Origin of the sequence: Pseudoalteromonas sp. 31A1 (genome assembly GCF_011378815.1) — a bacterium.
Classification (GTDB): Bacteria; Pseudomonadota; Gammaproteobacteria; order Enterobacterales; family Alteromonadaceae; genus Pseudoalteromonas; species Pseudoalteromonas arctica.
The window spans coordinates 97277-114331 of sequence record NZ_WTKY01000006.1; the positions used below are offsets into that span (position 1 = coordinate 97277).

Annotated in this window: 13 protein-coding genes; 11 read left to right on the forward strand and 2 right to left on the reverse strand. The window is 37.7% G+C overall.

What is annotated here, in order from left to right; all coding sequences use genetic code 11:
- Positions 1-34: 34 nt before the first annotated feature.
- Complete coding sequence (gene uvrA, locus GQR52_RS08320) at positions 35-2854, reverse strand: excinuclease ABC subunit UvrA (protein WP_165728119.1); 2820 nt, start codon at positions 2852-2854, stop codon at positions 35-37.
- Positions 2855-3016: 162 nt separating this feature from the next.
- Between uvrA and GQR52_RS08325 the strand changes: the two genes are divergently transcribed.
- The 6 genes from GQR52_RS08325 to GQR52_RS08350 all read left to right on the forward strand — a co-directional run bounded on the left by GQR52_RS08325 (position 3017) and on the right by GQR52_RS08350 (position 11917).
- The gene (locus tag GQR52_RS08325) at positions 3017-4384 is read left to right on the forward strand and encodes an MFS transporter (RefSeq protein ID WP_010553785.1); all 1368 of its coding nucleotides are present in this window, start codon (positions 3017-3019) and stop codon (positions 4382-4384) included.
- A 20-nt stretch (positions 4385-4404) separates the two neighbouring features.
- Positions 4405-5127, forward strand: coding sequence for a single-stranded DNA-binding protein (ssb, locus tag GQR52_RS08330; protein ID WP_007586300.1), 723 nt, complete (start codon positions 4405-4407; stop codon positions 5125-5127).
- Positions 5128-5274: 147 nt separating this feature from the next.
- Positions 5275-8064 (forward strand): response regulator, encoded by a 2790-nt coding sequence (locus GQR52_RS20520; RefSeq protein ID WP_231611839.1) that lies wholly within the window; start codon positions 5275-5277, stop codon positions 8062-8064.
- Positions 8065-8245: 181 nt separating this feature from the next.
- A complete protein-coding gene (gene arsH / locus GQR52_RS08340; RefSeq protein ID WP_165728120.1) occupies positions 8246-8962 on the forward strand; it encodes an arsenical resistance protein ArsH in 717 nt (238 codons plus the stop codon).
- A gap of 9 nt (positions 8963-8971) precedes the next feature.
- A complete protein-coding gene (arsB, locus tag GQR52_RS08345) occupies positions 8972-9988 on the forward strand; it encodes an ACR3 family arsenite efflux transporter (RefSeq protein ID WP_165728121.1) in 1017 nt (338 codons plus the stop codon).
- Positions 9989-10234: 246 nt separating this feature from the next.
- The gene (locus GQR52_RS08350) at positions 10235-11917 is read left to right on the forward strand and encodes an EAL domain-containing protein (protein WP_231611838.1); all 1683 of its coding nucleotides are present in this window, start codon (positions 10235-10237) and stop codon (positions 11915-11917) included.
- On the opposite strand, the gene GQR52_RS08355 is transcribed toward GQR52_RS08350, so the two are convergent.
- Positions 11914-12822 carry a pyridoxal-phosphate dependent enzyme gene (locus GQR52_RS08355; protein ID WP_165728122.1) on the reverse strand — a complete coding sequence of 303 codons (909 nt, stop codon included), beginning with the start codon at positions 12820-12822 and terminating at the stop codon, positions 11914-11916. The two genes, GQR52_RS08350 and GQR52_RS08355, sit on opposite strands and share 4 nt — an antisense overlap.
- 76 nt (positions 12823-12898) lie before the next feature.
- Between GQR52_RS08355 and GQR52_RS08360 the strand changes: the two genes are divergently transcribed.
- From GQR52_RS08360 to mshL, 5 genes are read left to right on the forward strand one after another with little or no spacing between them, the layout of a single operon-like run.
- Positions 12899-13822, forward strand: coding sequence for a hypothetical protein (locus tag GQR52_RS08360; protein WP_007586312.1), 924 nt, complete (start codon positions 12899-12901; stop codon positions 13820-13822).
- A complete protein-coding gene (locus GQR52_RS08365) occupies positions 13819-14418 on the forward strand; it encodes a PilN domain-containing protein (protein ID WP_225305713.1) in 600 nt (199 codons plus the stop codon). Before GQR52_RS08360 ends, GQR52_RS08365 begins: the two co-directional genes overlap by 4 nt.
- Positions 14415-15110, forward strand: coding sequence for a hypothetical protein (locus GQR52_RS08370; protein WP_010553778.1), 696 nt, complete (start codon positions 14415-14417; stop codon positions 15108-15110). The genes GQR52_RS08365 and GQR52_RS08370 overlap by 4 nt, the downstream gene beginning before the upstream one ends.
- Positions 15088-15411, forward strand: a complete 324-nt coding sequence (locus GQR52_RS08375) for a hypothetical protein (RefSeq protein WP_007586318.1) — start codon at positions 15088-15090, stop codon at positions 15409-15411. Before GQR52_RS08370 ends, GQR52_RS08375 begins: the two co-directional genes overlap by 23 nt.
- Positions 15389-17053 (forward strand): pilus (MSHA type) biogenesis protein MshL, encoded by a 1665-nt coding sequence (mshL, locus tag GQR52_RS08380; RefSeq protein ID WP_101217852.1) that lies wholly within the window; start codon positions 15389-15391, stop codon positions 17051-17053. Before GQR52_RS08375 ends, mshL begins: the two co-directional genes overlap by 23 nt.
- The last annotated feature ends 2 nt before the right edge of the window (positions 17054-17055 follow it).

The following is a 17055-nucleotide window of genomic DNA, read 5'->3' on the forward strand; positions in this document are numbered from 1 at the left end:
CAGTTTAATTGCCTGGTGTTTTTTATAATCTATATTAAAGCAATGGTTTTAAGTAATGCCCAGTATGTGAACGCTCACACTCAGCTACTTCTTCTGGTGTGCCGGCAATAAGTATTTCACCACCGCCAGCACCGCCTTCAGGTCCTAAATCGATAACCCAGTCTGCTGTTTTAATAACATCGAGGTTATGCTCAATAACAACAATAGTATTACCGTGATCGCGCAAGCGATGAAGTACAACAAGCAGCTGTTCAATATCAGCAAAGTGTAAGCCTGTTGTTGGCTCATCTAATATGTAGAGCGTTTTACCAGTATCACGCTTTGATAGCTCGCGTGCTAATTTTACACGTTGCGCCTCACCACCAGAGAGAGTAGTAGCGGCTTGACCTAAACGCACGTACGACAAACCAACGTCCATCAGCGTTTTAAGCTTACGCGCAATAGCCGGTATTTTATCAAAGTAATCGTGAGCGTCTTCAACAGTCATCTCAAGCACTTGGTGTATGTTTTTACCTTTGTATTGTACTTCGAGGGTTTCGCGGTTATAGCGTTTACTCTTACATACATCACACGGTACATACACATCAGGTAAAAAGTGCATTTCAACTTTAATTAAGCCGTCACCTTGGCAAGCTTCACAGCGTCCGCCTTTAACGTTAAAGCTAAAGCGACCTACTTTGTAGCCACGTGAGCGCGCTTCTTGTGTACCTGCAAATAACTCACGAATGCCGGTAAATATACCTGTGTAGGTTGCCGGATTTGAACGCGGAGTACGACCAATCGGGCTTTGATCAATATCGATCACTTTATCAAAATGATCTAAACCACTAATTGATTTATACGGTGCCGCTTCGGCAGTGGTTGCGCCATTTAGCTCTGTATGAGCAAGTTTAAACAAGGTGTCGTTTATTAGCGTTGATTTACCTGAGCCCGATACACCTGTCACACAGGTCATTAAACCAAATGGGATTTTTAAATCCACATTTTTAAGATTATTACCCGTTGCGCCAAATAGCTCTAGCCATTTGTCGTTCGTTGGGTGACGTTCTTTTGGTATTTCTATTCTACGTACGCCTGATAAAAACTGGCCCGTAACAGACTCTTTGCTTGCTAAAATATCGTCGCGTGTTCCTTGAGCAATAATATGCCCACCATGAACACCCGCGCCTGGGCCAATATCAATAATATGGTCAGCGGCACGAATAGCATCTTCATCGTGCTCTACCACAATAACGGTGTTACCTAAGTCGCGTAAATGTACCAATGTTTGTAATAAACGGTCGTTATCGCGTTGATGCAGCCCAATAGATGGCTCATCTAGTACGTACATTACACCTACAAGGCCTGCACCAATTTGGCTCGCTAAGCGAATACGCTGAGCTTCACCACCTGATAGTGTGTCGGCGCTGCGCTCAAGTGATAAGTAATTTAGGCCAACGTTAATTAAAAACGATAAACGGTCGCGAATTTCTTTTAGTATTTTTTCAGCTATTTGGCCTTTTTGTCCGGTTAGCGTTAACCCTTCAAAAAACTCCATAGCTTCACCAATACTCATGCACGTGATTGCAGGTAAGTTGGTTTTTCCAATAAATACATTTCGAGATTCTTCGCGTAAACGCGAGCCATTACAGCTAGGACATGCTTGGCTTGTTTGGTATTTAGCAAGCTCTTCGCGTACTGAGTTTGACTCAGTTTCGCGGTAGCGGCGATTCATGTTATTTAAAACGCCTTCAAACTCATGATTACGCGTAATTAAATCGCCACGGTCGTTACGGTAATTAAACGCAATTTTAGTGCTACCAGAGCCATCTAAAATAATTTTTTTCGAGTCGCTGTCTAAATCTTGATAAGGCACATCTAAATCAAAACTATAATGCTCAGCAACGGCTTGTAGCATTTGATAGTAATAAAAGCTGCGTTTATCCCAGCCTTTAATTGCACCGCCAGCAAGGCTTAACTCTGGGTTATGCACTACGCGATTAGGATCAAAATATTGACGTATACCTAAACCATCACAGGTTTGGCACGCACCAGCAGGGTTATTAAACGAAAACAAACGCGGTTCTAGCTCAGTCATTGCATAGCCACAAGTAGGGCAGGCAAAGTTTGCTGAGAAGAGAATTTCTTCAGCGCTGCTATCATCCATGTATGCTACATGTGCAACGCCATTAGACATTTCAAGTGCAGTTTCGAACGATTCCGCTAAGCGTTGCTGTAAGCCATCTTTTACTTTAAATCTGTCTACAACAACTTCTATTGTATGTTTTTTATGGAGCTCAAGTGTTGGTGGATCAGACAAGTCACATACTTCACCGTCTATACGGGCGCGAATATAACCTTGGCTTGATAGCTGCTCTAATAACTTAACATGCTCACCTTTACGCTCTTTTACTATAGGCGCAAGCAGCATTAATTTACTGCCTTCAGGCAGTGCCAAAACAGTATCTACCATTTGACTAACGGTTTGCGCAGCAAGTGGTAAATCATGTGTAGGGCATCGTGGTTCGCCAACGCGGGCAAACATAAGTCGTAAATAATCGTAAATTTCGGTAATAGTACCCACAGTTGATCGTGGATTATGAGACGTTGATTTTTGCTCAATAGAAATTGCAGGAGAGAGGCCTTCGATGTGATCTACATCAGGCTTTTCCATAAGCGATAAAAATTGTCTTGCATACGCAGAAAGTGATTCAACATACCGGCGTTGTCCTTCTGCATAAAGTGTATCAAATGCAAGTGATGACTTCCCCGAACCAGATAGACCAGTAATAACTATTAATTTATCACGTGGGATGGTTAGGCTGATGTCTTTTAAATTATGCGTACGGGCGCCTCGGACTTCAATGTTTTCCATGCTATCTCGTTTATTACCAAAATTATTTACTCAGTATCGCATAATACGAAGCAATATTAATCCTTGATCAATGAAAAATCCTTACTTATAGGCGATTAATTATTGCCAAGCTTATGGTAGAATCCCAACCTCAATTTTTCATAGAGTAAGATCACGCAGATAATGACCGCATCTTCACTTAATTCACGAGAAAAACGCGCCGCAGTATCGCTGGCGAGTGTGTTTGCATTTAGAATGCTCGGCTTGTTTATGCTGATGCCTGTATTGGCTATTTATGGACAATCGCTTGAAGGTTTTTCGCCTATTTGGATTGGTTTTGCCATTGGTGCGTATGGTTTAACGCAAGCCGTATTGCAAATACCTATGGGTCGATTATCCGATAAAATTGGTCGTAAAAAGGTTATTGTTGGTGGCTTAGTCGTATTTGCTATTGGCTCTGTAGTTGCTGCATTAGCTGACTCTATTCAAATGGTTACCGTAGGCCGCGCTCTACAAGGTATGGGCGCAATAGCCAGTGCACTACTCGCGTTTGCTTCAGATTTAAGCCGCGATGAGCAACGACCAAAGGTAATGGCCGTTATTGGTATGAGCATAGGAATGAGCTTTGCCTTTGCTATGCTACTTGGGCCAATTGTTGCAGCTTCGTGGGGTATTGCGGGTGTATTTTGGTTGACTGCTATTTTAGCTGTTTTTGGTATATTTATAGTGACTATGCTAGTGCCAAATGCGGTAAATAAAGCGCCCAAAGGCGATACATTAGCAAGCTTTAGCGACATTAAAAAACTAATTAAGCACCCTCAGTTAGCACGATTAAATGCAGGTGTATTGCTATTACACTTAACGCTAACCACAATATTTGTCGTACTGCCGAGTCAATTAATTAAAGATGGCTTAGTTGCCGACCATCACTGGTATTTATATATTCCAGTGCTATTTTTAGCATTTTTATTAATGGTACCAATAATGATTGTGGCCATTAAAAAAGAGAAAGAAAAACAAGCATTTATTGGCTCGGTAGCCTTGTTAACTATTAGTATGCTAGCAATGTCGGTATGGGTTAATAGTGTAGTAGGCATTGCTGTGTGTATGCTGCTTTATTTTGTGGCGTTTAACTTTTTAGAAGCCACTATGCCTGCGCTTGTATCGCGAATAGCACCTGCAAGCCAAAAAGGTTCAGCAATGGGTGGCTACTCATCTAGCCAGTTTTTAGGCGCCTTTTTAGGCGGTATGTTAGGTGGCTATGTAGCACAAACAACAACGACACAAGCTGTGTTTGCGGCAGCAGCACTTGTTGGGTTAATATGGCTTATTATTGCGTGGAAAATGCAAGTCCCACCCAAAAGTAAAGTTATTAGTTTAATGACCAAATTAGATTCTGAAGAGCATGCTCAAACACTTGCTTCTCAGTTAGTTGCTTTACCAGGCGTAATAGAAGCAACTGTGGTTCGCGATGAAAGTCGCAGCTATTTAAAGATTAATGATAAAGAATTTGACCTAGACCAAGCACGTAAAGTAGCTGGTTTAATCTAACATTTATAGGAGATGGTTCCATGGCACGCGGTGTGAACAAAGTAATTTTGGTTGGTAATTTAGGGCAAGATCCTGAAGTTCGTTATATGCCTAACGGCAATGGTGTAGCAAATATTACCTTAGCAACTTCGGATAGCTATAAAGATAAAAACACTGGCCAAATGGTTGATAAAACTGAGTGGCATCGTGTTGTGTTCTTTGGCAAATTAGCTGAAATTGTTGGTGAATATTGTCGTAAAGGTTCACAAATTTATGTTGAAGGTAAACTTCAAACACGTAAGTGGACCGATCAACAAGGCCAAGAAAAATACACTACAGAAATAGTTGTAGATGGCTTTACTGGTCAAATGCAAATGTTAGGCGCACGTGGTGGCGATCAGCAAAGTGGTGGTTACCAAGGTAATCAGCCGCAAGGTGGACAACAAGGTGGTGGTTACCAAGGTAATCAGCCGCAAGGTGGTCAACAAAGCGGTGGTTACGGTCAAAATAACCAAGGCCAAGCTGCACAGCAAAGTGGCTATAATCCGCAGCAACAAGCCGCACCAGCAGCACAACCAAAACCGGCTCCAGCACCACAGCAGCAAAGTAATCAATATCAGCCGCAAGGTGGTTATGCACCACAGCAAAAAAGTGCACCACAACAGCAAGGTGGTTTCGCTCCTAAACCACAAAGTGCTCCGCAAGGTGGCGCATCAAACCCAATGGAACCAACCATTGATTTTGACGACGATATCCCGTTCTAGTTTTCTAACTTTTACAGTGTAAAGATTTATTATAGAAAAGCCCCGTTCATACGGGGCTTTTTGTTTTTATGAGGCTTGTATTAGTTGATATATAAATGATTGCAATCTATCCTCTACAGACTTTTTTTGAACGAATCTATGAGAAATATGAAAACCTATTTAGCGACTGTATTTCTTTTTTTTCAGCTACTGAGCCTTAATGTACAAGCGCTTATATCGCAAACAAATATTTCAGATACAATTGCTTCAAAAAAAATAATTCAAAAAAAAATCTCTTCAAAAAATACAACCCAAGTTTTACTTATAAACTCTCTAAACCAAGATTCTCCATGGCAGCAAAGTGTCGAGAGGGGATTACGTTCTGAATTATTAGAGCGCAATGCCGGTTTTGATCTTTTTATTGAAAATATGGACGTTGGTCGATTCAATGAAATGCGACAAAAGCGATTGATGAAGGCTTATTTACAACAGAAATATTACGATAAAAGAATAGATATAATTATTAGTCGAGGCGTTCCTGCTGCCTCATTATTATCTGAATTTGACACCTTATTTACAGGGATTCCAATAATATACCTAACACCGGGTGGTAAGTTTAAAGTACCAAAAAATGAAAATGGAATTATTATTCGACCCAAACTAAATTATAAGCAAGGGGTGATAAACGCTGTTAACTTAACAAACCCTAAAAAGTTAATTGTTATCCTGGATAGAAAAAGTGGTATAGGGTCTAATTTTTACCAACATCTTATGCCGATTATTAATAGAGACTTTTCGCATTTAACGCTAGAAAAATGGTTTGATTTACCTGCCGATGAGTTAATAAATAAAGTAAATAATGCGCCTGCTGATTCAATAATACTATTTACGCCGATTTTTAGACGTTATAACGATACGGTACTTAGCCCATTTCAATTTGTGGAGCGACTAACAAGTAACAGCTCTGTTCCTATTTTTAGTTATTGGCATTCACTGTTAGGTTCGGGGATTGTTGGAGGATATTTGCTATCTGGTGAAAAAATAGGCGCTCGAGTTGCCGAATCAATAGTTTTTTTTGATAATAATAAATATTTAGAACCGGTAGATAGCGATCAGTTAAGTACTTACTATTATGATTTTAAACAATTAAAAAAGTTTGAGATAGCCCCCCAAAACCTTCCTGAACATTCCATTATTATTAATAATCAACCTTCATATTTCGAACAAAATAAAATGCTTATTTATAGCGCAATTGCAGTAATCACAATATTGAGTGGTTTTTTAGCTTTTGTACTACTTTTAAATAGTAAGCGGGTTCAATTATTAAAGGAACTTGATAGCGAAAAACTTAAATTAGAATATAGAGTTGAGCAGCGAACGGAAGAGTTGTTAATTGCAAAAAATGAAGCTGAACATTCAGCGTCAATAAAATCAGACTTTTTAGCTAATATGAGCCATGAAATTAGAACTCCAATGAATGGTGTTATTGGACTTACTAATATTTTATTAGACAGCAATTTACCACCAGAACAAAAACAGTATTTAGATAAAATAAAATATTCTTCTGACCAGCTGCTCATTGTAATTAACGATATTTTAGACTTTTCAAAAATTGAGTCTGGAAATATTAACCTTGAGGAATTTCCTTTTTCTGTAAATTCGGTTGTTGACTACATAAAAGCAACTTTTGATGAGCTAGCTCAAAGCAAAGGGATTACATTTGATATTGTCATTGGTAAAGAGGTTAAACTTGATTTAATAGGTGATGTAGTTCGAATAAACCAAGTACTGCTAAATTTATGCTCTAACGCAATTAAATTTACTACACACGGCTTTGTATCTGTATTAATAGAATCAAAAAGATCGTTAGCTGATCCTAAGAGCGTTTGTTTGTATTTCATTGTTAAGGATTCCGGTATTGGGATTGCTGAGCAAAGCCTTACCGATTTATTTGAATCTTTTACTCAAGCTGACAGCTCTACAACCAGGAAGTTTGGCGGCACAGGTTTAGGTTTAACTATAAGTAAGCGTTTATGCCAATCGATGGGTGGGGATATAACGGTAAAAAGTACTCAAGGTGTAGGTAGTGAATTTATAGCTTCGATTAAGGTGAAATTGAATAACCAAGCGTTGATTGATAACACTCCCGACCTAACTTTTACTGATCCGTTTGAGGTATTAATTGTAGATGATAATGAAGATGATCTTAAGGTAATTGAAAATCAGCTAACGGCTATGGGGCTGGTATGTACGGCCTGTCAATCTGCTAAACAAGCTATTGATATTATTGAGCAGAATAAAGAAAAATTTAAAGCCATTATTGTTGACTGGGCAATGCCAGCGATGAGTTGCGAAACCTTTTTAATACGTATTCATAGTATTAGCCCCCAGCTTTATAGCAAGATTATCGTACTTACAATGAGTGATGAAAGTTTAATTAATGATGCAGGCAAGAAAGTCAGTATACAAACTATTTTGCATAAACCTGTATATACGAGTGTTTTGTATGAGGCGATTGAACGTAAAGTGGTGGGCTCTATAAATAAAGCACCTGTAGCCAATATCGTCAGTGAAAAGTCACTGGCGGGTATCAAAATATTAGTTGTGGAAGATAACTCGATCAACAGAATAATCGTTACAAATATACTTGAAAATGCTGGTGCCCAAATTCATTTGGTCGACAATGGATTGGAATGTATTCAAATAGTAAAATCGGAAGCGTTTGATATTATTTTGATGGATATTCATATGCCTATAATGGATGGTGTTGAGGCGAGTCAAATTATTCGTAGTGATAATGACGAAACTATCGCAAACATCCCAATAATCGCCTTAACAGCTAACGTTATGAAAGATGATATTACACGATACTTATCCATTGGCATGAATGCCCATGTTGCAAAACCAATTAAAGCGCAAAAATTATGTGAAACTATAATCCTCTGCTTGAGTAAATAGTTGAGCCATTAAAATTAACTATATCAAATATCTACCATAATACCTCCCATTGTCTTGAGCTAATTTTAAATAACTTAAAAGTAAATTTTATAAAATAGAGTTTGACTCATAGGTCTTTATGTGTGAAATTTCATATATACGATTTTCCATATACTTATTTTTACCAAAGGTTGAGTTATCAATGTCAGAAGTTAATGGGTTACTAAATACAAATAAAGCACACAGTGTTGTTCCACTCACATCAAATTTTAACGTTAGTTTTTCTGAGCATAAACCTAAAATTTTATTGTTATATGGCTCATTAAGAGCGCGTTCTTATAGCAAGTTAGTTATAGAGGAGAGCGCTCGTTTATTAACGCATTTTGGTGCTGAGGTTAAAATTTTTAACCCTGAAGGTTTACCTCAAACCGATAGTGAAGATGAATCACACCCTAAAGTACAAGAGTTGCGAGATTTAATGCTTTGGTCAGAAGGGCAGGTATGGTGCTCACCAGAACGTCATGGCTCAATGACGAGTATATTCAAAAATCAAATTGATTGGATCCCTCTTAACCTAGGAGGTGTAAGGCCAACGCAAGGTAAAACATTAGCTGTGTTGCAAGTTAGTGGCGGTTCGCAATCATTCAATGTGGTGAACCAACTACGAGTATTAGGGCGTTGGATGCGCATGGTAACAATACCTAATCAGTCGTCAGTGCCACAAGCGCACTTAGAGTTTGAAGAAAATGGACGGATGAAACCCTCTGCGCTCTACAATCGGATTGTTGATGTTATGGAAGAGCTGATTAAATTCACTTTATTATTGCGAGATCAAAAAGATTACTTTGTAGATCGCTATTCTGAACGAGTGGAATCTGCAGAAGATCTTAGCCAACGCGTTAATCAACGCTCTATTTAGGGGAGATAAATGGGATTATTTGAGCGGTATCTTTCTGTTTGGGTAGCCTTAGCAATCGCTGTTGGTATTTTTACAGGCTCAATAATACCAGAGCTATTTATACTCATAGCAGGCTTTGAATATGCGCATGTAAATATAGTAATAGCGGTACTTATTTGGCTAATGATTTACCCAATGATGGTTCAAATTGATTTTTCATCTATTAAAGACGTAGGTAAAAAACCAAAAGGACTATTACTAACCGTTGTACTTAATTGGCTTATTAAACCATTTACAATGGCGTTTTTAGGTTGGCTATTTTTTAAGGGTATATTTGCAGACTGGGTCGACCCAAAAACTGCAACTGAATATATTGCAGGCATGATTTTACTAGGTGTTGCGCCATGTACGGCTATGGTTTTTATTTGGAGCCAACTGACTAAAGGCGACGCTAACTATACGCTAGTGCAGGTATCTATTAACGATATTATTATGATATTTGCATTTGCACCCATAGCAGGTTTATTGCTGGGTGTAACCGATATAACAGTACCATGGGATACGTTATTTTTATCTGTGGTGTTATATGTACTTATACCGTTAATTTTAGGGGCGGTTACGCGTAAAAAGCTAGATAAAGCCGGGGATCATTCTCGACTCAATCAGTTTTTGAGCATTATGAAGCCCTATTCTATTGTGGGTTTATTAGCGACAGTCGCTTTATTATTTGGTTTTCAGTCACAAACTATCTTAGCCAACCCCGAAGCGATTGTACTTATAGCTATTCCGCTACTGATTCAAACCTATGGTATTTTTGCTATTGCTTATTTTGCCGCAAAAAAAATGAAGCTAGAGCACAATATAGCTGCGCCAGCGTGCATGATCGCAACATCTAATTTTTTTGAGTTAGCAGTTGCAGTGGCTATTTCATTGTTTGGTTTACACTCTGGTGCTGCACTTGCAACCGTAGTAGGTGTGTTAGTTGAAGTCCCTGTAATGCTAAGCTTAGTGTATTTTGCTAACAAAACACGTCATTGGTTTAACTAGGGCTAGAGCATGATTGCTATGCTGGATGGTTTCAATTGCGAAACATCTAATATTAACTTAAGCCTGAGGAGTTAAATTTAATCTATTTATAAAAGAAAGGGCATAGTTGTTTGTTTTTGTAAGTTCTCGTTTATTTTGGGCTTTTTTGTTTAGTGCTATTAATAAACGTTTAAACTTAGTTTATAGCCTTGTACTTCTATAGATATTGAACAACACTTTAGTTAATAATTTAACGGGTGGCAGGCTATGCAAAAGAGTAAAATCTGGCTTTTCAAGTACTTCAAAGGTATCTCTTTTGTCTTATTTTTAATGATGCTTATTAGTTTTAATTTCGTTTTAAATGATGCATTACATCAAAAAGTTCATGCTTCTGGGCAGCAGTTCGTTAAACACGTTTACGAGCTGAATTTATCCCCTTCTATAAACAATGAAGTGTTGGCTGCATTAGCTAAAAGTGAAGGTTTTGTGTTGGAGGTGCCAAAGCCTGCAGAGCATGTTAGGCATTTAGTGAATATAGAGCGCGAAGTTTTTTCTTACAAAACATTAAGCTTGAGCCTCTATCACTATCCTGCTTGGGTAACACAAAGTTACTTATTTATATTGCTAAACTTGATCATATTAGGCGCCGCTGGCTGGTCTTATCGTTGGTGGGGCTTATTGAATGTAAGCCGTAGAATTACGCCCAAAAATACAATGATACAACCTACTAAAATTATTAAACAAAAACAAAATAAAATACGATTAATTAAACAAGTAAAAAAATGTGAATTAAGTTCTTTGTATGGGGTTAATAGAGCATCACATAGCTTATTTTTACTCATTGAATGTGACTTTGATAAGAAAACTGATCAAGAAGCTATTTTTAAAGTGTTAATCACTAGAAAATTGACTGAATTTAAAGATGTGTCGGTAAAAATACTAAATTCCAGTTACTTGGCCGTCACCTTGCCACATATTCCTACTCCCGAGTTAGACAGCTACGTTGAAAAGCTCCATCAGAGCGTGTTTTTACTATGCCAAAATTATCAAAAAAGTATGACTCATAAAAACATTAAAATAGGTGCGTGCGACTATCGATTAGGCGCAGATAAAATTGCGGTTTATCAGTTAGCAAAATCAGCACTTATGCTATCGCAAAACAGCTCAGTACAGCACTTTCACCGCTTAGCGTTAAATTACTGTCAAGAAAAACCACTTTCTAGTAAGCAAGTTATCGAAAATATTAAAAAGAATAAATTTATATTATTCTTCCAGCCTTTATTTGAGCTCTCTAGCGGGGAAATTTTAGAACATGAAGCTCTTATCAGGGTTAGGCATAGCCAACTTGGTTTACTAGCTGCTCGTTATTTTATTAATCAGGTTTATAGTAATCAAGACGCTTTAATATTAGATAAAGCAGTAATAACACAAGTTAAAAAGCTAATGCTGAGTGAACCTTCGGCCTTAACAGTTAGTGTAAATCTACACCCTAAAAATTGGTTTAATACTGTATTTTGGGAGTGGTTAGCCAATCAAATGGCAGAGCTTAAGTTAAATACTAAATTACAATTTGAAATAAGTGAGGCAGAATTTTTTACTCATAGAGAATCGATAACTAATGCACTTAATGTAATTAAAAAAAGCCGTTCACAAGTTGTGATTGATAATGTAAAAAGTAGTGAGAAAGTAGCTGTATTAGCTAATTATAATCAAGTATGCGGACTTAAATTATCATACGAACTAATTCATTTATTAAATGAAAAAACTCAAAATCAAAGGCGAATAAAAAAGATAGTTGAAGCCGCAAACCTTTTAAATTTACCTGTGTATGCAGTTGGCGTAGAGACTCAAAAAGAGTTGTTTACGCTTGCCAAATTGGGAGTGGTGGGAGCTCAAGGGTTTTACTTTTCAGAGCCACTTCAAGAGTTTACGCAAGCGGTATTTAATTAAATTAATCCTCTATATTTAAGTCCATTTAGCCCCTGAAGCCCGCCAGTATGAACCGCAATAATTTTACTCCCAGATGGGAAATAATCTTGCTCAATAAGCTGCCATAATGCATACATCATTTTCCCGCTATAAATAGGCTCAAGTGGTAGATTATGTGTGCGGCTCATATCTTGGCAAAACTGCCATAACTCAGGTGAAAACTTACCATAGCCGCCACCATGAAACTCTGTGAGTAACTGCCAGTTGTTTTGATTATTAGCTTTAGCGCTCAGCTTTTTTATTTCTTCTTTTAAATAATTAGCTTGTTTTAATACTGCTACACCAATCACTTGTGTTGTTGAAGCACTGCCTTCTATTAATCCAGCAAGCGTGCCACCACTACCGGTAGGGCACACTAAGTAGTTATGCTCAGGTAAGCTTTGTACTAACTCTTTACACCCTAATAAGGCGTGCTCGTTTGTACCACCTTCAGGAATAATATGAGCATTTGGAAAGTGCTCTTGCAGAGCATTAAGGTAATCGGTGTCGTGGCGTTTTCGATACTCTATACGATTAACTACATGTAGGTTCATACCACAATGTTTTGCAAATTGGATTGTTGGATTGTTGTTATCCAGTTCAGGTCCGCGAATAATCGCGCGAGTTTTTATATTAAATTCTTTTCCGGCAGCTGCACAGGCGTGAATATGGTTTGAAAACGCACCACCAAAAGTCAGAAGTTCTGTTTTATTTATCTTTTGCATGTACGCTAAATTATATTTCAATTTACGCCATTTATTGCCACTTATTAGCGGATGGAGCAAATCATCACGTTTTATACCTAAATAAAGATTTCTCTTTTTTAGAAACGAGCTATCTATTTGTTGAATATAGTTATTTTCATCTATTTTGAATATTTCATGCATTTTGTTGGTTTTCAATTTGGCAAAGTAGTTAAAATGTACGACACTTATTTCATACACAATTAACAATAGTAGCTATATGAAAGAAAAGCTGTTTTCATGGTTAAATCGTAGTTTAGATCCAAATACAGCTATTGGTGTTGCAACTTACGCAGATACTGTTAACGCAGTATGTTTAAAAAAACAACGCGACCAATGGATGGTTCACAGTTCTCACAGTGTAAATGTGTCTGAGCAAACCGATTATACCGCTGCAATTGTTGCTTGTACAAATGAGGTTTCTACTGATATTTGTGCAGTTAATTTAGTCATACCGCACTACTTTTATCAAATAGTGCAAATGGATAAACCAAACCTTAGTGATGAAGAAATTATTCAGTCACTCCCTTGGACTACAAAAGATTTAGTTGATATAGCTTCTGAAAATATTGTGGCTGATTTTATCGATTATCCAATAACGTTACCGATGCAAAGCAGTAAAATGAATGTGTTTATTACGAATAAGCTGCAACTACTTCCGTTTATAGACAGTTTTGAACAAACTAAACCTGTTTTGCGTGCAATGACCTCTGAAGAAATGGTTTTAGTTACCTTGTTTGGCTCATACAAAGAGGCGCATATGCTGATTGTGCAACATGCTAATCATGAACCTCGAATCTTAATTATTCGTGATGGGCAATTAGTATTAGCTAGGCGATTAAATGGTTTTTTGGGTATTTCAGATAAGGATCAAAATCAAGAATTGGTAGAAGCGTTAGGATTAGAAATTCAGCGTTCTATGGACTTTTTTGAAAGCCAGCTCAAGCAACCACCAATTCGCAGCATTCAGTTACAGTGCGATGATTTATCCTCATTAACTCTTAGAGCCGGGCTTGCAGAGTTTTTACAAGTAAAAGTTGTAGATTTTGAGCCTAACTTAGAATTAGCGCAGCAATTAGAGCCAAATTTTTATTATGCGCTTGGGGCAGCCTATCAATTAACAGATCCTGAGTCTGTGCTATGAAAACCCGGATTAACTTTTATCAAAAAACCTTACGCGTACGGCGAGACCCAGTCCCTTTGTCTGGAATGATTACGTTATGGTTAGGTGCGCTATTAATTATTGCAATCACGTGGGCTTTTTACAGTTATAAAACATATTCTAGTGAGCTTGATTTAGAACAAAATAGGCAGTACCTAAAACAAGGAAAAGCTCAGTTAGAAGTTGTAAAACAGCAGTTAGCAGAGAAACAAAATAAAACACTCTTTATTAATGAGCTAAAAACACTTCAGCAAGAGGTTTTGCACAAGCAGCAAATATTTAGCTATTTAGAGCAAAGTTCAGATCAGTCTGCAACCGATTACGCACAGGTAATGCACGATTTAGCTAAGTATCATGAACCTAATATTTGGCTGACCCACATTAAGTTTGTAGGGCAAAGTGTGACGCTTCAAGGTCAAACATCGCAATCAAAATTCTTACCAATTTGGTTTGATAATTTAAAACAGTCGCCATTTTTTATTGATAAAGAGTTTTCAGTTTTAGAGTTATCTACGCAAGCAGGTGTGAGTGAATTTAATGTAGCGACAGACCTTAGTGATGAGGGCGATAAGCCATGAGCCAAACAACAAGTAGCCAGAATAATAAAAATAAAGGTTGGCCATTATGGGTCAAATACCAAGCTCAGTTTGCATCGCTGCAAAAACGTGAGAAGTATTCCACCTTATTTGTTGGTTTGTTTATAGTGATTTACCTCGGTCTCTGGTTCGTTATTTTTCCACAGCAAGATGAAGTTGCCAACATACGTTCAAAGCACAATACAACGCTGCAAGAGTTACAGCAGATAAATGCGCAACTCTCCATGTTAAACCAAGCACTAAACTACGACTACACTAAGGTTTTACGCGGTCAAATTGCACAAACCAGAGATGAATTAGCCGAAATAAATAATCAACTTAATAGTTTTAGCCAAGGCTTTGTAGCTGCTAAAAATGTACCTGCCGTTTTAAAAGATTTGCTCGTAGATAGTAGCGACGTAAAAGTGAGTAGCTTTAATGTAAAACCAGCACGGGCTATCGATGTAGAAAAACTAGGTGAACATGATACGCAAACATTATTTTTTGAGCATCAGATGGTAGTTACTTTGCAAGGTAGCTACTTTAGCTTACAAAAATATTTAGCCGCATTAAAAAATAATCAAGATAAGTTATTAATACAAGAGTTTAGTTATCAGGTACTAGAGTACCCTCAGGCTGAATTAACTTTACAAATTGCTACAGTGAGCGCTAATGAAAAATTTATCGCGTTATAGTATTTGTACTTTGGCTTTTTACATTATTGCGCCGAGTGCGCTTGCGCAACTTCGCGATCCGACTCAGCCAAATATGTTTGTGAGTAACAATAGTCCAGTTAAGCAAAGTACAGAACTTAAATTGCAATCTATTATTAAAAACAGTACAGCATTTAAGGCCATTATTTCAGGCCATATTTATCGAGTTGGTGATGCTGTAGATGATTTTCGGGTGCTAAGCATTAACTCAAAACAGGTTGTGTTAGCAAATGATGATAAACAAATAAAATTAGAATTATATGACTATGAAATTAAAAAATAATTTATCTCATCCGTGGCTTGTTCTTCTATTGTTACCTACATTTTTAACTGCGTGCCATAGCTTTAAACCAGGTAAAGAGGTTAAAAATCATATAGAGCAAGAGTTATCTGAAAGACCTACAGAGCCTAAAGTAATTGTGCCTTTACAAATGCCAAGCGAACTTACACAAAGCTTATTGTCATCTATAAATAATGAGCAAACTATAAGTGATGATTTATCTATAAAGCGTTTTGATGTCGCAGCAAATGATGTTGAAATAGGCGCTTTTTTTGCAGGCTTAACAGACGATACCCCTTTTAGTGTTGCTGTGCATCCTGAGGTAAATGGCACAATTAATTTAAATCTTAAAAGCGTTACGTTTAATGAAGTCATTAATGTTATTAAGCGTATGTATCCTTTAGATATTGTTAATGAAGGACGAATTGTACAAGTACTACCAGCCAAAATGCGCACAGAAACAATACCTGTAAATTATTTAATGATGCAACGCCATGGTCAGTCTACAGTGAGTGTTGTTGCTGGTGGGGTGAGTCAATTTGCACAAAGTGGCAGTGGTTCGAGTGGTTCAAGTTCAGGTAATAGTAACCAGCAAAATAGTGAATTTGGCGGCGATAATCAAAGCTTAGATTTGAATGGTTCTCGAATCCAAACAATTAATAAAAACGATTTTTGGAAGGAATTAGAAGTTGCCCTTAAGTCTTTAATTGGCGCAAGCGATGGGCGCTATGTTGTTGCAAGCCCACAAGCTAGTTTGGTAACCGTAAATGCATTACCAAGCGAAATTAGTCAGCTAAAAGAGTTTTTACGTCAAAGCCAAGAAAACCTACAACGCCAAGTTATTCTAGAAGCAAAAATAATAGAAGTAACCTTAAAAGATGAGTACCAACAAGGGGTCAACTGGGAGCGCATAGCCAGTGGTTTAGAAGGCGGTATTTCGTTTGCTACAACAGCGGGTTCTACAATTAGCAATAGTATTTCGGCTGCCATTGGCGGAGCGTCATCGCTGACAATTCAAAAGGGTGACTTTAATGGGGTTATTAATTTGCTAGAAACCCAAGGTGATGTGCAAATGTTATCTAACCCTCGCGTTACGGCTACAAACAACCAAAAAGCAGTTATAAAAGTAGGGCAAGACGAATACTTTGTTACTAATGTATCAAGTACGACGGTAACTGGTACTGCTACAACTACCTCGCCTGAGATTGATTTAACACCGTTCTTTTCTGGTATTGCGCTTGATGTAACGCCGCAAATTGACAAGTACGGCTCAGTCATCTTGCATGTTCACCCTTCAGTAACTGAAACAGAAGAGCAGCTAAAGGTAATTACTTTAGACGATCAACGTTTTGAGTTACCTCTAGCGCAAAGCAACATTCGAGAGTCAGATACCGTTATTCGCGCTCAAAGTGGCGAAATAGTTGTTATTGGTGGTTTGATGCAAACGTCAACACAGGATGAAGAATCAAAAACACCCGTGCTGGGTGATATCCCCATATTTGGCAACTTATTCAAAAGTATTCGTAAACGCCAAGAGAAAAAAGAACTAATTATTTTAATCAAACCAACCGTTGTTATGCCCGATACTTGGAAAAAACAACAAGGTGAAAGCCGTCAGCTTTTAAAAACATGGTATGAAAACTAACT

Bases quoted from the DNA above. Each gene is read 5' to 3' on its own strand.
- uvrA (WP_165728119.1), bottom strand. From the start codon at position 2,854: ATGGAAAACATTGAAGTCCGAGGCGCCCGTACGCATAATTTAAAAGAC.
- GQR52_RS08325 (WP_010553785.1), top strand. From the start codon at position 3,017: ATGACCGCATCTTCACTTAATTCACGAGAAAAACGCGCCGCAGTATCG.
- ssb (WP_007586300.1), top strand. From the start codon at position 4,405: ATGGCACGCGGTGTGAACAAAGTAATTTTGGTTGGTAATTTAGGGCAA.
- GQR52_RS20520 (WP_231611839.1), top strand. From the start codon at position 5,275: ATGAAAACCTATTTAGCGACTGTATTTCTTTTTTTTCAGCTACTGAGC.
- arsH (WP_165728120.1), top strand. From the start codon at position 8,246: ATGTCAGAAGTTAATGGGTTACTAAATACAAATAAAGCACACAGTGTT.
- arsB (WP_165728121.1), top strand. From the start codon at position 8,972: ATGGGATTATTTGAGCGGTATCTTTCTGTTTGGGTAGCCTTAGCAATC.
- GQR52_RS08350 (WP_231611838.1), top strand. From the start codon at position 10,235: ATGCAAAAGAGTAAAATCTGGCTTTTCAAGTACTTCAAAGGTATCTCT.
- GQR52_RS08355 (WP_165728122.1), bottom strand. From the start codon at position 12,822: ATGCATGAAATATTCAAAATAGATGAAAATAACTATATTCAACAAATA.
- GQR52_RS08360 (WP_007586312.1), top strand. From the start codon at position 12,899: ATGAAAGAAAAGCTGTTTTCATGGTTAAATCGTAGTTTAGATCCAAAT.
- GQR52_RS08365 (WP_225305713.1), top strand. From the start codon at position 13,819: ATGAAAACCCGGATTAACTTTTATCAAAAAACCTTACGCGTACGGCGA.
- GQR52_RS08370 (WP_010553778.1), top strand. From the start codon at position 14,415: ATGAGCCAAACAACAAGTAGCCAGAATAATAAAAATAAAGGTTGGCCA.
- GQR52_RS08375 (WP_007586318.1), top strand. From the start codon at position 15,088: ATGAAAAATTTATCGCGTTATAGTATTTGTACTTTGGCTTTTTACATT.
- mshL (WP_101217852.1), top strand. From the start codon at position 15,389: ATGACTATGAAATTAAAAAATAATTTATCTCATCCGTGGCTTGTTCTT.